This is a genomic window from Pseudomonas phytophila (assembly GCF_025643095.1).
GTDB classification, from domain to species: Bacteria; Pseudomonadota; Gammaproteobacteria; order Pseudomonadales; family Pseudomonadaceae; genus Aquipseudomonas; species Aquipseudomonas quasicaspiana.
Map to the genome: position 1 here is coordinate 56,635 of NZ_CP081201.1, position 15,686 is coordinate 72,320.

Genomic DNA, 15,686 nt, shown 5'->3' on the forward strand with positions numbered 1-15,686 from the left:
CGCTTGTATCGATTAGGGTGTGCCTGGTGGGTAGATTTGTGCAAAAAACAAACAATCTGCAATCCACCGCCACCGGGCAACGGCACTCACCACCCTAAACCAGTGATCTGGCGATTTCCAATATCTTTGACATACAGGGCCTGAATGGCGCTGTCCTGTTCGATTTATGCAACATCGCGACGCGAGCGTTTGGCACTATTGGCCCAGCGCTTCGTCAAACCAGCAACGCACCTACCGCGAGGGTAAGAAATGACTATCGACAGCATCGTGGATTTCAGCGAAGCCAGCACCGAAGCTGAACGTTACCGTCCGGCGCCGGAAAAAATCTTCAAGGGCGATCCGGAGCAGACAATCTACAACCACTACAACAGCCCTTGCGGACAGATGAACGCGGGCGTCTGGGAGGGTGAGGTTGGCCAATGGTCCGTTAACTACACCGAGCATGAATACTGTGAAATCGTGCAGGGCGTTTCGGTTTTGCGTGATGACGCGGGCGGGTCGAAAACCCTGCGTGCGGGAGATCGCTTTGTGATTCCAGCAGGCTTTAAAGGCACGTGGGAGGTGCTGGAGCACTGCCGCAAGGTCTATGTGGTGTTTGAGCAGAAAGTATAACTATGTAGTGCACATGATCAGTTTGCGTGGAGGATGCTGATGACGTCCAAGGAGGACATTCAACTTTTATAAAGGAATAAATTCATGACCAATGAAGAGATCATTCAGCAGCTTCAGTATCTGATCGGCAGCCGTTACGAGCCAACCATCAAGACTCACATCAGTGAGTTGACGGGCCGTGAACACGTTGTCAGTTCAAAGGACTTCGTGACCAAAGAGTTCGACATCGACCGCGTAACGGTTGATGTCGATGGCGCCAACCTTGTTCAGGGCTTCAGCTTTGGCTGAGCCAGGAGTCGGGCACCTTCGGTGCCAGATTCAAATGCAAATAAAAAAGGCCCGTATCGTGAGATACGGGCCTTTTTCACAAGAAAAAAAATCAATTACTTGATTTTGCCTTCTTTGTAGATCACGTGCTTGCGAACAACCGGATCGAATTTTTTGATTTCGATTTTGTCCGGAGTGGTGCGCTTGTTCTTGTCGGTCGTGTAGAAATGACCGGTGCCAGCACTAGAAATCAATCGGATCAATTCACGCATGATCTTCTCCCTTAAATTTTGCCGTCGCGACGGAGTTCAGCGAGCACAACAGTGATGCCACGCTTGTCGATGATACGCATGCCTTTAGCAGATACGCGCAGACGAACAAAACGTTTCTCTTCTTCAACCCAAAAGCGGTGATGCTGCAGGTTTGGCAGGAAACGACGACGGGTTTTGTTGTTTGCGTGGGAAATGTTATTCCCAGTCACCGGACCCTTACCGGTAACTTGACATACTCTCGACATGCCTCAGCCCTCTAAAACCTCATGCCCAACCCGGCATGGGTTGGCCGCTTAATCTCTCAGTCATTTGGCGCCAGGCGCCGCGTTTCTTTAAGGGTCTTACCGGCTACACCTACAGTGAAGGAACCGGGCCCCTAGAAAAGAGCGCTGCTTTATACCAGAAAGGGTTTGGTGTCACAACAGGCAAAGCACTTTAGCCCAACATCAGGCAACGCGTTCAGCCCAGTGGTCAGGCCTTTGCGGGGGGGCTGGCAAATCTACCGCCGGTCGGGTTGTAACCATTGTTCTGTGTCCAAGCATGGTCTAGGGTAACTCCCTTACCAGACTGCGCCAGCAGATGGGGCCCTTTCTGACAGGAATATAGCCATGCGTCTTGCTGCGATACCGTTTTTGTTAGCTCCTCTTTTGTTCCCGGTAATGGCCAGCGCCGCGACGTCGTTGAGCGTCTGCACTGAGGCCAGCCCGGAAGGCTTCGACGTGGTGCAGTACAACTCGTTGACCACCACCAATGCCTCCGCCGACGTGCTGATGAACAGGCTGGTGGATTTCGACGCCCAGAGCGGCAAGCTGGTGCCCAGCCTGGCGCAAAGCTGGACCGTTTCGCCTGACGGCCTGACCTACGACTTCAAATTGCGCCCGGGGGTGAAGTTTCACCATACCGACTATTTCACGCCCAGCCGCGAGTTGAACGCGGATGACGTGGTGTTCAGCTTCCAGCGCATGCTTGACCCGCAAAACCCATGGCACAAGGTTGCTCAGAGCGGCTTCCCCCACGCTCAATCGATGCAGTTGCCTGCGCTGATCAAGAAGATCGACGCGCCTGACCCGCTGACTGTGCGCTTTACCCTTGATCATCCGGACTCCACGTTCCTCGCGACGCTGAGCATGGGCTTTGCCTCGATCTACTCGGCCGAGTACACCGCGCAACTGCTCAAAGCGGGCACTCCGGAAAAACTCAACAGCCAGCCGATTGGTACAGGGCCGTTCGTGTTTGAACGCTTCCAGAAAGATGCCGTGGTGCGTTACGAAGCCAACGCGGATTATTTCGCGGGCAAGCCGGGCGTCGACAAATTGATCTACGCAATCACCCCGGACGCCAATGTGCGTTTGCAGCGTATTCGTCGCAACGAATGCCAGATCACTCTTTCGCCCAAGCCGCTGGATATTCAGGAAGCCGCCAAAGATCCGAATCTGAAAATCGAAAAAACCGAAGCGTTCATGACCGCGTTTCTGGCGATCAACAGCCAGCACCCGCCGTTCGACAAGGCTGAAGTGAGGCAAGCGGTCAATCTGGCATTCGACAAGGACAGCTACCTGAAAGCGGTATTCGAAGGCACCGCTGAAGCCGCCAATGGCCCGTATCCGCCGAACACCTGGAGCTACGCGAAAGACCTGCCCGGCTATAAGCCTGACGTCGCCAAAGCTAAAGCGCTGCTGGCAAAGGCGGGCGTGAAGGACGGTTTCAAAACGACTATCTGGACCCGACCGAGTGGCAGCCTGCTCAACCCCAATCCGAACCTGGGCGCGCAGTTGCTGCAGGCGGACCTGGCTAAAGTCGGCATCAACGCTGAAATCAAAGTCATCGAATGGGGCGAACTGATCCGCCGCGCCAAGGCTGGCGAGCATGACCTGTTGTTCATGGGTTGGGCGGGTGACAACGGTGATCCGGATAACTTCCTGACGCCGCAGTTCTCCTGCGCGGCCGTGAAGTCCGGTACCAACTTCGCCCGCTATTGTGATGCGACGCTGGACAAGCTGATCAGCGACGGCAAAGCCACCAGCGATCAGGCTGCGCGCAGCAAGCTGTATCACCAGGCTCAGCAGCAGATTCAGCAACAGGCACTCTGGTTGCCACTGGCACACCCAACCGCAGCCGTCATCACCCGCAAAGATGTCAGCGGTTATCAGGTCAGCCCGTTTGGTCGTCAGGACTTCTTCAAGGTGCAGGTGAAGTAAATTGATACTTAACGTAGGAGCGCGCTTGCCCGCGATGGCGATTCGGCTGTCGCAGATATTTGTCGATTGGGTTTGAAGGTCCTTCGGCCCTTATCGCGGGCAAGCGCGCTCCTACAGCAAACCCACATACTGTCGGAGACTCCATGATCATCGCCGACCGTCTTCACATCGAAGGCCTGTTCGACACCCACACATCAACGCTCAGTTATCTGGTCATGGACGTCCAGACCCGGCACTGCGCGCTGATCGACAGCGTGCTCGACTTCGATCCCAAATCGGGACGCACCCGCACTGAATCCGCCGATCAGCTGATTGCCCGCGTTCGTGAGCTGAATGCCTCTGTGCAATGGATCCTTGAGACCCATGTCCATGCCGATCATGTTTCGGCAGCGGCTTATCTCAAAGACAAGCTCAACGCGAAAATCGCGATTGGCAGCCACATCACCGCGGTGCAAAACGTGTTCGGCGAGTTGTTCAATGCGCCGAGTGGCTTCGCCCGGGACGGCAGCCAGTTCGATGTGCTGCTGGGTGATGGTGCGACCTTTAACGTCGGGACCCTTGAAGCGCGGGCCATGCACACGCCAGGACATACTCCGGCCTGCATGACCTACGTGTTCGACGTTGGCGGCGAAAGTGTGGCTTTTGTCGGGGATACGCTGTTCATGCCGGATTACGGCACGGCGCGCTGTGACTTCCCCGGTGCGGATGCACGAACGCTGTATCAATCAATCCAAAAAATCCTCGCCCTGCCCGATTCGACGCGCTTGTTCATGTGTCACGACTATCAGCCGGATGGTCGCGAGTTGCAGTACATGACGACGGTGGCCGAACAGCGCGCCGACAATATCCACATCCGCCAGGGCATCGATGAAAACGAATTCGTGCAGATGCGCGAAGCCCGGGATGCCACGCTGGAAATGCCCGTGCTGATCCTGCCATCCGTGCAAATCAATATGCGGGCAGGCCACCTTCCCGAGCCTGAAGACAATGGCGTGCGCTACCTGAAGATTCCGCTGAATACGCTGTGAGCCCGACCTTTGTAGACACCTGTTGGAGCGAGGCTTGCCCGCGAAGAACGATACCCGGTAAGCCTGATGCACCGCAGCGACTGACTCGTCACAATGCCGCCCAGACCAAGCCCGCCTGAACAGAAGAGCGCAATCTCATGTGGGAGCCGGGCTTGCCCGCGATGCAGACACCGCGATTCGACAGATGGACCGGATCGCCCTTATCGCGGGCAAGCCTCGCTCCCACAGGATCTGTGCAACATAGGACCGGCTTCAGCCGGGAGGCCGTCGGCACGTTCGCTAAATTTTCTTCGGCAGAAACACCGTTCTCCCGGCTAAAGCCTGTCCTACAAGGTGAGGATCAGCGCTTGCGGGCAAACATTGAATCTCCGACAGGTACGGTGGCGTGTCAGACGCCGGGCGCTGCATCAGTCCGAGCCGTGTTCTGCAACCCCGCCAACAACAACCGCTGATACAGCTCCTCTTTCAACCCCTGTGGCCGGTCAAGCTGCATGCGCTCCAGATGCACCGGGAACGCCTCGGGCTCTGGCGCATCCAGTGTCGCTTTGCCCAGCTCGATGATCTCTGTGAGCTTGAATTTGCTCTCCAGCCAGTGCAGCGCCCGCAGCAGATCGCGCTCTTCGGTGTTGAAGTCGCAACCCAATGGGTATTCGGGAAACAGTTGCGAATATTGATCAGCGATGGCTTGAAGGCGCTCGGCCGTGTTGTGGGCGAAGCGCGGGTCCAGTTTGAAATCCTTGGGCAGCTTGCCCGCTCTTTGCGCCTGTTCGATCAAGCCCGGCTGAAAGCGTGAGTCGCTGATATTGAGCATGGCTTCAATGACCGCTGAATCATTCTTGCCGCGCAGGTCGGCAATGCCGTATTCGGTGACCACGATATCCCGCAGGTGACGCGGAATGGTGGTGTGGCCGTATTCCCAGACGATATTGGAACTGGTCTCGCCGCCAGACTCACGCCAGCTGCGCAGGATCAGAATCGAACGGGCGTCCTCCAGTGCATGCGCCTGGGCCACAAAGTTGTATTGGCCGCCGACACCACTCACTACCCTGCCATCTTGCAGTTGATCGGACACCGCGGCACCCATGAGGGTGACGGTGAACGCACTGTTGATGAACCGCGCATCGCGTCGCTGCAGACGCTTGAGCTGTTCATCGCCATACAGCTCGTTGATATAGCTGATGGCAGTCATGTTGAAGTCGCCGAGACGCTCCAGGGAAAACTCTCGCAAGCGCTGATAAAAACTCTGCGGTCCGAGGAAGAATCCGCCATGGACCATGATGCCGTCCGTGTAAGCCGACTCGTCGAGAGTGCCGTTATTGGCTTCGCGCTGACGCGTTGCATCGGGATACACCTTGCGGCGAATGATCCCGGCGTCGACCAGCACCAGCAAACCGTTGACGAACATCTCGCTGCAGCCGTAAAGCCCTGAAACGAAGGGCTCGACGCCGCCCTCACGGTCGATCAGGGTTTGCCAGTCGCTGAGGTTCAGTTCGGCCAGCAGCGCTCGATAAGTGTCGTTATCGGCCTGACGAGCCAGCAACGCAGCAGTCAGCGCATCGCCCATTGAGCCAATGCCGATCTGCAAGGTGCCGCCATCGCGTACCAGTGTGCTGGCATGCAGGCCGATGAAATGATCCTGAAAGCCCACCGGCATATTCGGCGTGGAAAACAATGTGCTGCGCTCTTCCTCATCGATCAGAAAGTCGAAGTCCTCGGCATCCAGCTCCGAATCGCCCGGCATGTAGGGCAGATCCGCATGAACCTGGCCCAGCATCAAAACGGTTTCTCCGGCTGCGCGCCGCTTGGCAATCATGGGCAACAAGTCGAGGGTGACATCGGGGTTGCAGCTCAGGCTTAACTTGCCCGGCCGTTGTTCATCACGGGCAACCAGTTGAGCGACCAGATTCAAGCCACCGGCGTTGATGTCACGTGCGGCATGGCTGTAATTGCTGCTGATGTAATCATGCTGGGCGGGCGCACTGTTCAGCAGGCTGCCCGGCTGCATGAAAAACTGCTGCACGCGGATGTTGGCTGGAAGGCTGTCATGGTGCAGATCGGCGAGAAATTCCAGCTCGGGATAATCATCAAATATCCGGTCCAGAAACGGCTGCAGGAATCGTCCTTGCAGGCCGTCCCCGGTGGGCGGGCGACCCAGGCTTAACGCCGTATAGATCGTCAATTGCCGCTCGGGCATTTGCTTGATCCGCTCATACAGCGCGTTGACGAACCGATTCGGCTTACCCAGACCCAATGGAATGCCCATGTGGATATGCGCTGGCAACCGGGCGATGACATGAGCGACCGCTTGATCAATGGAGCTGGACTGCGGCATCGGGTCCTCCAAGGCTTGTTATTAGATGGAGCTTGGACCGGGGGTGTGCGGGTTTTGCTGCATTGGCGCGCTGGAATGTGGCCCTACGTGGGAGCGGTGCTTGCCCGCGATAGGGGCGCTACGGTTTTTATCTGGAATCGAGTGCAGCCTTATCGCGGGCAAGCCACGCTCCCACAGGTCATTTATTCAGAAATGCCTTATGCAGCTCCGCCAGCGTTGCAAAGTGATACGTCGGCGACTCAGCCTGCAATTCCTCATGACTACCAAAACCATAGCCCACCGCAGCCACATCCAGCCCATTGCGCAGGCCGCCGATCAGGTCGTGTTTGCGGTCGCCGATCATCAGGGTCTGCTGCGGATCGAGCTTTTCTGTCGCCATCAAATGCGCGATCAGTTCGACCTTATCGGTGCGGGTGCCGTCCAGTTCGCTGCCGTAGATCATTTTGAAATGCCGGGCAAAGTCGAAATGCCGAGCGATTTCATGGGCGAATACCCACGGCTTGGACGTCGCGATATACAAATGTCGACCTTGATCGACCAGCTCATCCAACAGTTCAAAGATGCCATCGAACACCAAGTTTTCGTACAGCCCGGTGACCTTGAAGCGTTGGCGATAGAAGCCCACCGCTTCCCAGGCCCTGGCTTCGTCAAAGCCGTATTGATGCATGAACTGCTGCAACAGCGGAGGGCCGATGAAGTGCTCCAGTTGTGCCAGGTCCGGCTCATCGATCCCCAGTTGCTTCAGGGCGAACTGGATTGACTTGGTTATCCCTTGGCGCGGATCGGTCAGGGTGCCATCCAGGTCGAACAGGATGTTTTGGTAATGCATGCAAACTCCCATGGGGTTTTTCGGGATTAGCTGTCTTGCGGCATCAATAGTAGGAGCGAACTTGTTCGCGAGGCGTCGGGCCTGACACAAATTCTCGCGAACAAGTTCGCTCCTACCGTGGCATGTGGCGATTCAACAAGGCTGATCAAAACCTTCCGCCAGATGCAGATCCTTAAGCTTCACGTAATTAGCCGCGCTGTACGGAAAGAAGGCGATCTCCTTCTCGGTCAACGCCCGGACCTGTTTCACCGGGCGGCCGACGTAAAGAAAACCACTTTCCAGTACTTTGCCCGGCGGCACCAGACTGCCTGCGCCAATGATCACTTCGTCTTCAACCACTGCGCCGTCCATGATCGTGCTGCCCATGCCGATCAGAATGCGATTGCCGATGACACAGCCGTGCAGCATGACTTTGTGGCCGATGGTGACTTCATCGCCAATCAGTAGCGGAAAGCCGTCCGGGTTGAACGGCCCGGCGTGGGTAATGTGCAGCACGCTGCCGTCCTGCACGCTGGTGCGCGCGCCGATACGGATGCGGTGCATGTCACCGCGAATCACGGTCAGCGGCCAGACCGAGCTGTCAGCACCGATTTCGACATCGCCAAGGACAACGGCCGAATGATCGACAAAAGCCCGGTCGCCAAGCGTTGGCGTGTGGTTCTGGAACGTGCGAATCGCCACGATAGTCCCCTTCTTTGGCGCTGATAGCTGCGGACCGCGCCGATTGTAATTAAGATGCGTGGGTGTTTCTTCCAGCCAAGGTGCAAAACCGTGAGCGCGAACAACCCTCTTCTGCAATCCTACGACCTGCCACCTTTTTCGGCGATTCGTGCCGAGCATGTCAAACCTGCCATTGAACAGATTCTTGCCGACAACCGCGCAGCGATTGCCGAGATCCTCGTCAAGCAAGGCTCGCAGCCTACATGGGCCGGGCTTGTATTGGCCATGGACGAACTCAATGACCGCCTCGGCGCAGCCTGGAGCCCGGTCAGCCACCTGAACGCCGTGTGCAACAGTGCCGAACTGCGCGAAGCCTACGAGTCGTGCCTGCCGGCGTTGAGTGCCTACTCCACTGAAATGGGCCAGAATCGCCAGCTGTTCCAGGCGTTTGAGGCACTGGCCAACAGCCCTGAAGCGGCTGGTTTTGATGTGGCGCAGAAAACCATTCTCGAGCAATCGCTGCGTGACTTCCGTCTGTCGGGCATCGACTTGCCGCCAGAACAACAGAAGCGCTACGCCGAAGTGCAGAGCAAATTGTCGGAGCTGGGCAGCCAGTTTTCCAACCAGTTGCTCGACGCCACTCAGGCCTGGACCAAACTGGTCACTGATGAAGCAGCTCTGAAAGGGTTGACCGAGTCGGCCAAGCAACAAATGGCGGCCGCCGCCAAGGCCAAGGATCTGGAAGGCTTCCTGATCACTCTGGAATTCCCGAGCTATTACGCGGTGATGACCTACGCCGAAGACCGCGCCCTGCGCGAAGAAGTCTACGCGGCGTACTGCACCCGTGCGTCTGATCAGGGCCCGAATGCGGGCAAGAACGACAACGGCCCGGTGATGGAGCAGATCCTCGACTTGCGTCAGGAACTGGCTCAGCTGTTGGGCTTTTCGAGCTTCTCCGAGCTGAGTCTGGCCACCAAGATGGCTGAATCCAGCGATCAGGTGCTGACCTTCCTGCGTGATCTGGCCAAGCGCAGCAAGCCTTTTGCCGCTCAGGATCTGGAACAGCTCAAGGCCTACGCCGCCGAGCAAGGCTGCCCGGACCTGCAAAGCTGGGACAGCGGCTTTTATGGCGAGAAACTGCGTGAGCAGCGCTACAGCGTTTCTCAGGAAGCGTTGCGTGCCTACTTCCCGATCGACAAAGTGCTGGGCGGCCTGTTTGCCATTGTCCAGCGTCTGTACGGCATCGAAATCGCCGAGCAGAAAGGCTTCGATACCTGGCATCCAGACGTACGCCTGTTCGAGATCAAGGAAAACGGTCAGCACGTCGGGCGTTTCTTCTTCGACCTGTATGCCCGCGCCAACAAGCGCGGTGGTGCGTGGATGGACGGCGCTCGCGACCGTCGCCGTACTGCCGAAGGTCAATTGCAGAGCCCGGTGGCGAATCTGGTCTGCAACTTCACTCCAGCCTCGCCGGGTCAGCCTGCATTGCTGACCCACGATGAAGTCACCACCCTGTTCCACGAGTTCGGCCACGGTCTGCATCACCTGCTGACACGCGTCGAGCACGCTGGTGTGTCCGGCATCAACGGCGTGGCGTGGGATGCCGTCGAGCTGCCAAGCCAGTTCATGGAGAACTGGTGCTGGGAGCCGGAAGGTCTGGCGCTGATTTCCGGTCATTACCAGACTGGCGAAGCGTTGCCACAGGACCTGCTGGAAAAAATGCTCGCTGCCAAGAATTTCCAGTCCGGGCTGATGATGGTTCGTCAGTTGGAGTTCTCGCTGTTCGACTTCGAGCTGCATGCCACTCACGGCGACGGCCGCAGCGTGGCGCAAGTGCTGGATGGCGTTCGCGACGAAGTGTCGGTGATGCGTCCGCCTGCTTACAACCGCTTCCCGAACAGCTTCGCGCACATCTTCGCAGGCGGTTACGCCGCGGGTTACTACAGCTACAAGTGGGCTGAAGTGCTGTCCGCTGACGCGTTCTCGAAGTTCGAAGAAGACGGTGTCCTCAATGCCGAGACCGGTCGCGCCTTCCGTGAAGCGATCCTGGCTCGCGGCGGTTCCCAGGCGCCGATGGTGCTGTTCGTCGACTTCCGCGGACGTGAGCCGTCGATTGACGCACTCTTGCGCCACAGTGGCCTGAGTGAGGATGCGGCAGCATGACCGATACACCGGTAATCATTACCAAGAAGCGCTTCATCGCCGGGGCTGTCTGCCCGGCGTGCAGCGAGCCCGACAAACTCATGATGTGGAGCGAAAACGACGTTCCTCATCGTGAGTGCGTGGGCTGCGGTTACAGCGACACCCTCAACGAGCAGGGTAATTCGGTACCCAAGGAGCTGGGCACGCGCGTCAACAAGATCGCGGTCAAGGCTATCGATCCGAATGTACAGGGGGTGCAGTTTTTCCCGAATCCGAAGCTGAAAAAGCCGGTTGATTTGGATTGAAGTGACTCACTACCGGTAGGAGCGAACTTGTTCGCGAGGCGATGTTCCTGTGCATGCAGAAATATCGTCTCGCGAACAAGTTCGCTCCTACCGGTGTTGCGCCTTCTATCGGGCAAGCTAGGGATCTAAGGGGTATATCTTGTACTGTATGCACATACAGTTATAGGAGGAGCCCCCATGTCCCTGATTTTCCCGCCTCGCGGCCGGGGCACGGCCAGCAACCCGCATAATCGCTTCGCGCCCAGCCGTTCATTGGCTGAGGACGACGGCTGGTATCAGGAAGTGCCGTTGACCCAAGGCACACAGGTCACCAGCGAAACGGCCAAAAGCATCATCACGCGCAACACCTCGCCTGACATTCCCTTTGATCGCTCGATCAACCCGTATCGCGGTTGTGAGCACGGTTGTATTTACTGCTATGCACGGCCCAGTCATGCCTATTGGGACATGTCGCCGGGCCTGGATTTCGAAACGAAGCTGATCGCTAAAACCAACGCCGCTGCTGTGCTCGAACAGCAGTTGTCGAAACCGGGTTATCGCTGCGCGCCGATTACTCTGGGGGCTAACACCGATCCGTATCAGCCCATCGAGCGCGAGTACAAAATCACCCGGGCGGTGCTCGAAGTGCTGCTGCGTTATCGCCATCCGGTGACGATCATTACCAAAGGGTCGTTGATCCTCCGGGATCTGGACCTGCTGGCCGAACTTGCGAAACAGAATCTGATCTCGGTGTTCATCAGCCTGACTACGCTGGACGACGAACTCAAACGCATTCTGGAGCCGCGCGCCGCTGCGCCCAAAGCGAGGCTGCGAGCGATTCGGGTGCTACGCGATGCGGGGGTGCCGGTGGGCGTGTTGTGCGCGCCGATCATCCCGATGATCAACGACATGGAACTGGAAGCCATGCTCAGCGAAGCCAAGGCTGCTGGGGCCTTGAGTGCCAGCTACGTGATGCTGCGCCTGCCGCTGGAAGTTGCGCCGCTATTTGAAGAATGGCTACAGGCGCACTACCCGCAACGGGCCGAGCATGTGATGAGTCTGGTCAGACAAGTGCGTGGCGGTGAGGTTTACGACAGCCGTTTTGGCGTGCGAATGCGTGGCGAAGGCCCGTTTGCTGACCTGTTGGCGCAGCGCTATCGCATGGCGATCAAGCGGCTGGGGCTTAACCAGCGGGAAAGCTTCAACCTGGATTGCGAGGCATTCTGCCCACCGGGTGGGCAGATGTCGTTGTTGTAGCGAGAGTTGGCGCAATAGCGGATTGGAATGCCATCCCCTGTGGGAGCTGAGCTTGCTCGCGATACATGAGACACGGCCAGAAGACGCACCGCGTTATCGTTTATCGCGAGCAAGCTCAGCTCCCACAATGGCTGCATTGCAACTCAAGACTTATGCGATTTCAGCTCAGACCCTCGCCGTCAATGCCTTCGCCTTACGCATCTTGATCCGGTAAGCCACCCCCAGAACAATCAACCACGCTGGAAGCAGGAACACCGACAGCGAAATACCGGGCGTGAAGTACATGATCACCAGAATGCCCAGCAGGAATACCAGGCACACGTAGTTGGTCAGCGGGTAGCCCCAGCTTTGGTATTCAGTGGTTTCACCCGCTTCGCGCTTGGCCTTGCGGAATTTCAAGTGGGTAATGCTGATGATCACCCAGTTCAACACCAGTGCGGACACCACCAGTGCCATCAGCAGTTCGAAGGCTTTACCTGGCATCAGGTAGTTGATCAGCACGCACAGGCCGGTGGCGGTGGCCGATACGCCCAGCGCCAGCAATGGCACGCCGCGACGGTTCACCTTGAGCAAGGCCTTGGGCGCATTGCCTTGCATGGCCAGACCGAAGAGCATGCGGCTGTTGCTGTAAACGCAGCTGTTGTAGACCGACAGCGCTGCGGTCAGCACCACGACATTCAGGAGGGTGGCGACCAGATTGCTGTCCAGCGCGTGGAAAATCAGCACGAACGGGCTGCCGCCAGTCACGACTTTCTGCCAAGGGTACAGAGAGAGCAGGATGGCCAGCGCGCCGACGTAGAAAATCAGGATGCGGTAGATCACCTGATTGGTTGCCTTTGGAATGCTGGTCTTAGGGTTTTCTGCCTCGGCAGCAGTGATGCCGACCAGCTCCAGACCACCGAACGAGAACATGATGAAGGCCATGGCCATCACCAGCCCGCTGATGCCATTCGGGAAGAAGCCACCGTACTGCCAGAGGTTGGCGACGCTTGCGTCAGGCCCGCCGGTGCCGCTGGCCAGCAGCCAGGCACCGAACACGATCATGCTGATGATCGCGACGATCTTGATCATGGAGAACCAGAACTCCATCTCGCCGAAGATCTTTACGCTGGTCAGGTTGATCAGATTAATGGCCACGAAGAAGATTGCCGCCGACACCCAGGTTGGCGTCTCAGGCCACCAATACTGCACGTACTGGCCCACCGCAGTCAGTTCGGCCATGCCCACCAGTACGTAAAGTACCCAGTAATTCCAGCCCGACATGAAACCTGCGAAGCGACCCCAGTAACGGTTGGCGAAGTGACTGAAAGTACCCGCGACAGGCTCTTCCACCACCATTTCACCCAGCTGGCGCATGATGAAAAACGCGATCATGCCCGCAATGGCGTAACCGAGGATGACCGACGGACCGGCCATATTGATGGTGTGCGCAATGCCCAGGAACAGTCCGGTGCCGATTGCGCCGCCCAGGGCGATCAGCTGGATATGCCGATTCTTGAGCCCGCGATGCAGGTGAGCGGCAGATTTTTGTTCGTTCATAAAAGGTTCTGACCCAGGTGAAGATACCGAGTGGATACAAGCCGCCAATTGCGAGCTGTACGTGGCATTTTGCAAAACAGGTGCCACACAACAGCTTTTGGATTTTTCAGGTGCTGCAAAAGGATGACGCAGGCTACCCGCCATTGGCCAAGCGTCAAGCATAAACTGTTAGGCTTTGCGTCCGAAGCCTTTGAATTCCGACGGATTACTCGACCATGAAAGTCAACGAGATCGACGATTTTGATTTGAAGATCCTGACCCTGTTACAGGCCAACGGGCGCCTGACCAATCAGGAGCTCAGTGACCTGATCGGGTTGTCCGCGTCCCAGTGTTCGCGGCGTCGGATCGCTCTGGAGCAGGCGCAGTTGATCCTTGGCTACCATGCGCGGCTGGCCCCACAGGCCATGAATCTGGAGGTGGTGGCGATGGTCGAGGTCAAGTTGATCAGCCATCGACCGGAGCATTCAGAAGGCTTTCAGGCGTTCATCGGCACCGAGGCTGCAATCATCGATGCGTACAAAACCACCGGCGATGCCGATTACAACCTGAAAACCGCAGTGGCCGATCTCGCCAGCCTCAATCAACTGATGGGCAGGATTTCTGCGACAAACTGCGTTTCGCATCTCAAGACTTCAGTAGTGCTCGAGCGTTTGAAGGAAAACAATATAGCCACCGCTTAAGGCGCTTCGCACAGTATTGACTCGTTTCTTTGGCTTTATGTACACGCTTGGTGCGTTTTTTGTTTAATGATTGCGCGATCTGTGCATTCTGAAAGCTTTATATGCGTGTTCATCATGCTTTGTGTAGGATGCGCGCTTGTTGTGTGAGCTATGGAGTTTTCCCATAGGCTTGCTTACCCCGTTATGTCGCGCCCACCTTTTTCATCAGGAGTTGTCTGCCATGTTTGCCCACGTTGAGTCCTATGCCGGTGATCCGATCCTGTCGTTGATGGATACTTATCAAAAAGATCCCAACACCGAAAAGGTCAACCTCAGTATCGGTCTGTACTACGACGACCTTGGGCAAATCCCGCGTCTGGCTTCTGCAGTAGAAGCCGAGAGCACACTACTTGAGGGCAAGCAGCCTCCTTGCGTGTATCTGCCAATGGAAGGCCTTGCTCCTTACCGTCAGGGCGTGCAGGCCTTGTTGTTCGGCGAGCAGCACCCTGCTCTGCTGGCCGGACGCATTGCAACTATCCAGACCGTAGGCGGCTCGGGCGCATTGAAGGTCGGCGCGGACTTCCTGAAGTCGGCTTATCCGGACTCTCAAGTCTGGGTCAGCGATCCGACGTGGGAGAACCATCACGCGTTGTTCGGCGGCGCAGGCTTCAAGGTCAACACGTATCCGTATTTCGATGCCGGGACCGGTGGCGTGAATTTCGACGCCATGTTCGCCTCGCTGCAAAAGTTGCCAGCGCACAGCATCGTGCTGCTGCACCCGTGCTGCCACAACCCGACAGGCGCGGACCTGACGATTGCCCAGTGGGATCAGCTCATTGAACTGATCGGCGCGCGCAAGCTGATTCCTTTCCTGGACACTGCTTATCAGGGGTTCGGTGCTGGCATGAGTGAAGATGCCTACGCCATTCGAGCCATGGCTGATGCGGGTCTGACGGTACTGGTCAGCAACTCGTTCTCGAAAATCTTCTCACTGTACGGCGAGCGGGTCGGTGGTTTGTCTATCGTGTGCCCGGATGCAGCCATGGCTGACAAAGTCCTGGGCCAGCTCAAGGCCACCGTCCGCCGTAACTACTCCAGTCCGCCAAAACACGGCGCGCTGGTAGTGTCCGCCGTGCTTAACGATCCAATTTTGCGTAACCAGTGGCTCGCAGAAGTGGAAGCCATGCGTCTGCGTATCATCGACATGCGCGTAAAACTGGTGGCCGCTCTCAAGGAAAAAATGCCACAACGTGACTTCAGCTATATCCTCACGCAAAGTGGCATGTTCAGTTACACAGGTTTCAGCAGTGCACAGGTTGACCGACTGAGAAACGAGCACGCCGTTTATCTGATCAGCAGTGGCCGGGTTTGCATGGCCGGGCTGAACGAGCAGAATCTGCCGAAGGTTGTCGAAGCTTTCAGTAGCGTTTGCGAGGGATAACGGAAAAATCAGGGTTGCAGGCCATTCAAATGCCACTAGTGCCGTTGGGCTGTAACCCTTGATCCAGAGCGCTACATTCAGTTTCAGTTAAGTTTTGACGGTTAGCCTGTAAATCTGCACGACCCCGTTGGGCGCGGGCAAATGGATTTGGACGCGATGCCTGTTG

General features: G+C 57.1%; 15 protein-coding genes. 9 read left to right on the plus strand and 6 right to left on the minus strand.

Going from position 1 to position 15,686, the window contains the following annotated elements; translation table 11 throughout:
* Window positions 1–249: 249 nt before the first annotated feature.
* On the plus strand, window positions 250–612 hold the full coding sequence (locus K3169_RS00280) for a cupin domain-containing protein (protein WP_122395707.1): 363 nt from the start codon (window positions 250–252) through the stop codon (window positions 610–612).
* An 84-nt stretch (window positions 613–696) separates the two neighbouring features.
* Complete coding sequence (locus K3169_RS00285; RefSeq protein ID WP_122395708.1) at window positions 697–900, plus strand: hypothetical protein; 204 nt, start codon at window positions 697–699, stop codon at window positions 898–900.
* A 95-nt stretch (window positions 901–995) separates the two neighbouring features.
* Here K3169_RS00285 and rpmG read toward each other — a convergent pair whose 3' ends face one another.
* Window positions 996–1,151, minus strand: a complete 156-nt coding sequence (rpmG, locus tag K3169_RS00290) for a 50S ribosomal protein L33 (RefSeq protein ID WP_007894709.1) — start codon at window positions 1,149–1,151, stop codon at window positions 996–998.
* Window positions 1,152–1,162: 11 nt separating this feature from the next.
* On the minus strand, window positions 1,163–1,396 hold the full coding sequence (gene rpmB / locus K3169_RS00295) for a 50S ribosomal protein L28 (protein ID WP_007920377.1): 234 nt from the start codon (window positions 1,394–1,396) through the stop codon (window positions 1,163–1,165).
* 363 nt (window positions 1,397–1,759) lie between these two features.
* Between rpmB and K3169_RS00300 the strand changes: the two genes are divergently transcribed.
* Together K3169_RS00300 and K3169_RS00305 are read left to right on the plus strand one after the other, a co-directional pair.
* Window positions 1,760–3,349: an ABC transporter substrate-binding protein gene (locus K3169_RS00300; RefSeq protein ID WP_122395709.1), complete on the plus strand. Its 1,590-nt coding sequence runs from the start codon at window positions 1,760–1,762 to the stop codon at window positions 3,347–3,349.
* A 143-nt stretch (window positions 3,350–3,492) separates the two neighbouring features.
* Window positions 3,493–4,377 carry an MBL fold metallo-hydrolase gene (locus K3169_RS00305; protein WP_027898499.1) on the plus strand — a complete coding sequence of 295 codons (885 nt, stop codon included), beginning with the start codon at window positions 3,493–3,495 and terminating at the stop codon, window positions 4,375–4,377.
* Between the two features lie 388 nt (window positions 4,378–4,765).
* Here K3169_RS00305 and K3169_RS00310 read toward each other — a convergent pair whose 3' ends face one another.
* The 3 genes from K3169_RS00310 to K3169_RS00320 form a co-directional block, all read right to left on the minus strand.
* Window positions 4,766–6,709 (minus strand): acetyl-CoA hydrolase/transferase C-terminal domain-containing protein, encoded by a 1,944-nt coding sequence (locus K3169_RS00310; RefSeq protein ID WP_263269443.1) that lies wholly within the window; start codon window positions 6,707–6,709, stop codon window positions 4,766–4,768.
* 178 nt (window positions 6,710–6,887) lie between these two features.
* A complete protein-coding gene (locus tag K3169_RS00315; protein ID WP_263269444.1) occupies window positions 6,888–7,538 on the minus strand; it encodes an HAD family hydrolase in 651 nt (216 codons plus the stop codon).
* A gap of 132 nt (window positions 7,539–7,670) precedes the next feature.
* Entirely contained in the window at window positions 7,671–8,219 is a 549-nt protein-coding gene (locus K3169_RS00320; RefSeq protein ID WP_099270230.1) for a gamma carbonic anhydrase family protein, read from the minus strand.
* Window positions 8,220–8,273: 54 nt separating this feature from the next.
* On the opposite strand from K3169_RS00320, the gene prlC reads away from it, so the two are divergent.
* The 3 genes from prlC to K3169_RS00335 all read left to right on the plus strand — a co-directional run bounded on the left by prlC (window position 8,274) and on the right by K3169_RS00335 (window position 11,881).
* Window positions 8,274–10,361 (plus strand): oligopeptidase A, encoded by a 2,088-nt coding sequence (gene prlC, locus K3169_RS00325; RefSeq protein ID WP_255880584.1) that lies wholly within the window; start codon window positions 8,274–8,276, stop codon window positions 10,359–10,361.
* Entirely contained in the window at window positions 10,358–10,645 is a 288-nt protein-coding gene (locus K3169_RS00330; protein WP_263269448.1) for a YheV family putative zinc ribbon protein, read from the plus strand. Before prlC ends, K3169_RS00330 begins: the two co-directional genes overlap by 4 nt.
* A 177-nt stretch (window positions 10,646–10,822) precedes the next feature.
* Window positions 10,823–11,881 (plus strand): PA0069 family radical SAM protein, encoded by a 1,059-nt coding sequence (locus tag K3169_RS00335; RefSeq protein ID WP_122396918.1) that lies wholly within the window; start codon window positions 10,823–10,825, stop codon window positions 11,879–11,881.
* A gap of 165 nt (window positions 11,882–12,046) precedes the next feature.
* Here the strand turns inward: K3169_RS00335 and K3169_RS00340 are convergent, their stop codons facing one another.
* Window positions 12,047–13,420 carry an amino acid permease gene (locus tag K3169_RS00340; protein WP_122806525.1) on the minus strand — a complete coding sequence of 458 codons (1,374 nt, stop codon included), beginning with the start codon at window positions 13,418–13,420 and terminating at the stop codon, window positions 12,047–12,049.
* 215 nt (window positions 13,421–13,635) lie between these two features.
* Between K3169_RS00340 and K3169_RS00345 the strand changes: the two genes are divergently transcribed.
* Window positions 13,636–14,100, plus strand: a complete 465-nt coding sequence (locus K3169_RS00345) for an Lrp/AsnC family transcriptional regulator (protein WP_027898491.1) — start codon at window positions 13,636–13,638, stop codon at window positions 14,098–14,100.
* A 220-nt stretch (window positions 14,101–14,320) separates the two neighbouring features.
* On the plus strand, window positions 14,321–15,520 hold the full coding sequence (locus K3169_RS00350; RefSeq protein ID WP_231674844.1) for an aromatic amino acid transaminase: 1,200 nt from the start codon (window positions 14,321–14,323) through the stop codon (window positions 15,518–15,520).
* Window positions 15,521–15,686 lie beyond the last annotated feature (166 nt).

Bases quoted from the DNA above. Each gene is read 5' to 3' on its own strand.
- K3169_RS00280 (WP_122395707.1), top strand. From the start codon at position 250: ATGACTATCGACAGCATCGTGGATTTCAGCGAAGCCAGCACCGAAGCT.
- K3169_RS00285 (WP_122395708.1), top strand. From the start codon at position 697: ATGACCAATGAAGAGATCATTCAGCAGCTTCAGTATCTGATCGGCAGC.
- rpmG (WP_007894709.1), bottom strand. From the start codon at position 1,151: ATGCGTGAATTGATCCGATTGATTTCTAGTGCTGGCACCGGTCATTTC.
- rpmB (WP_007920377.1), bottom strand. From the start codon at position 1,396: ATGTCGAGAGTATGTCAAGTTACCGGTAAGGGTCCGGTGACTGGGAAT.
- K3169_RS00300 (WP_122395709.1), top strand. From the start codon at position 1,760: ATGCGTCTTGCTGCGATACCGTTTTTGTTAGCTCCTCTTTTGTTCCCG.
- K3169_RS00305 (WP_027898499.1), top strand. From the start codon at position 3,493: ATGATCATCGCCGACCGTCTTCACATCGAAGGCCTGTTCGACACCCAC.
- K3169_RS00310 (WP_263269443.1), bottom strand. From the start codon at position 6,709: ATGCCGCAGTCCAGCTCCATTGATCAAGCGGTCGCTCATGTCATCGCC.
- K3169_RS00315 (WP_263269444.1), bottom strand. From the start codon at position 7,538: ATGCATTACCAAAACATCCTGTTCGACCTGGATGGCACCCTGACCGAT.
- prlC (WP_255880584.1), top strand. From the start codon at position 8,274: ATGCGTGGGTGTTTCTTCCAGCCAAGGTGCAAAACCGTGAGCGCGAAC.
- K3169_RS00330 (WP_263269448.1), top strand. From the start codon at position 10,358: ATGACCGATACACCGGTAATCATTACCAAGAAGCGCTTCATCGCCGGG.
- K3169_RS00335 (WP_122396918.1), top strand. From the start codon at position 10,823: ATGTCCCTGATTTTCCCGCCTCGCGGCCGGGGCACGGCCAGCAACCCG.
- K3169_RS00340 (WP_122806525.1), bottom strand. From the start codon at position 13,420: ATGAACGAACAAAAATCTGCCGCTCACCTGCATCGCGGGCTCAAGAAT.
- K3169_RS00345 (WP_027898491.1), top strand. From the start codon at position 13,636: ATGAAAGTCAACGAGATCGACGATTTTGATTTGAAGATCCTGACCCTG.
- K3169_RS00350 (WP_231674844.1), top strand. From the start codon at position 14,321: ATGTTTGCCCACGTTGAGTCCTATGCCGGTGATCCGATCCTGTCGTTG.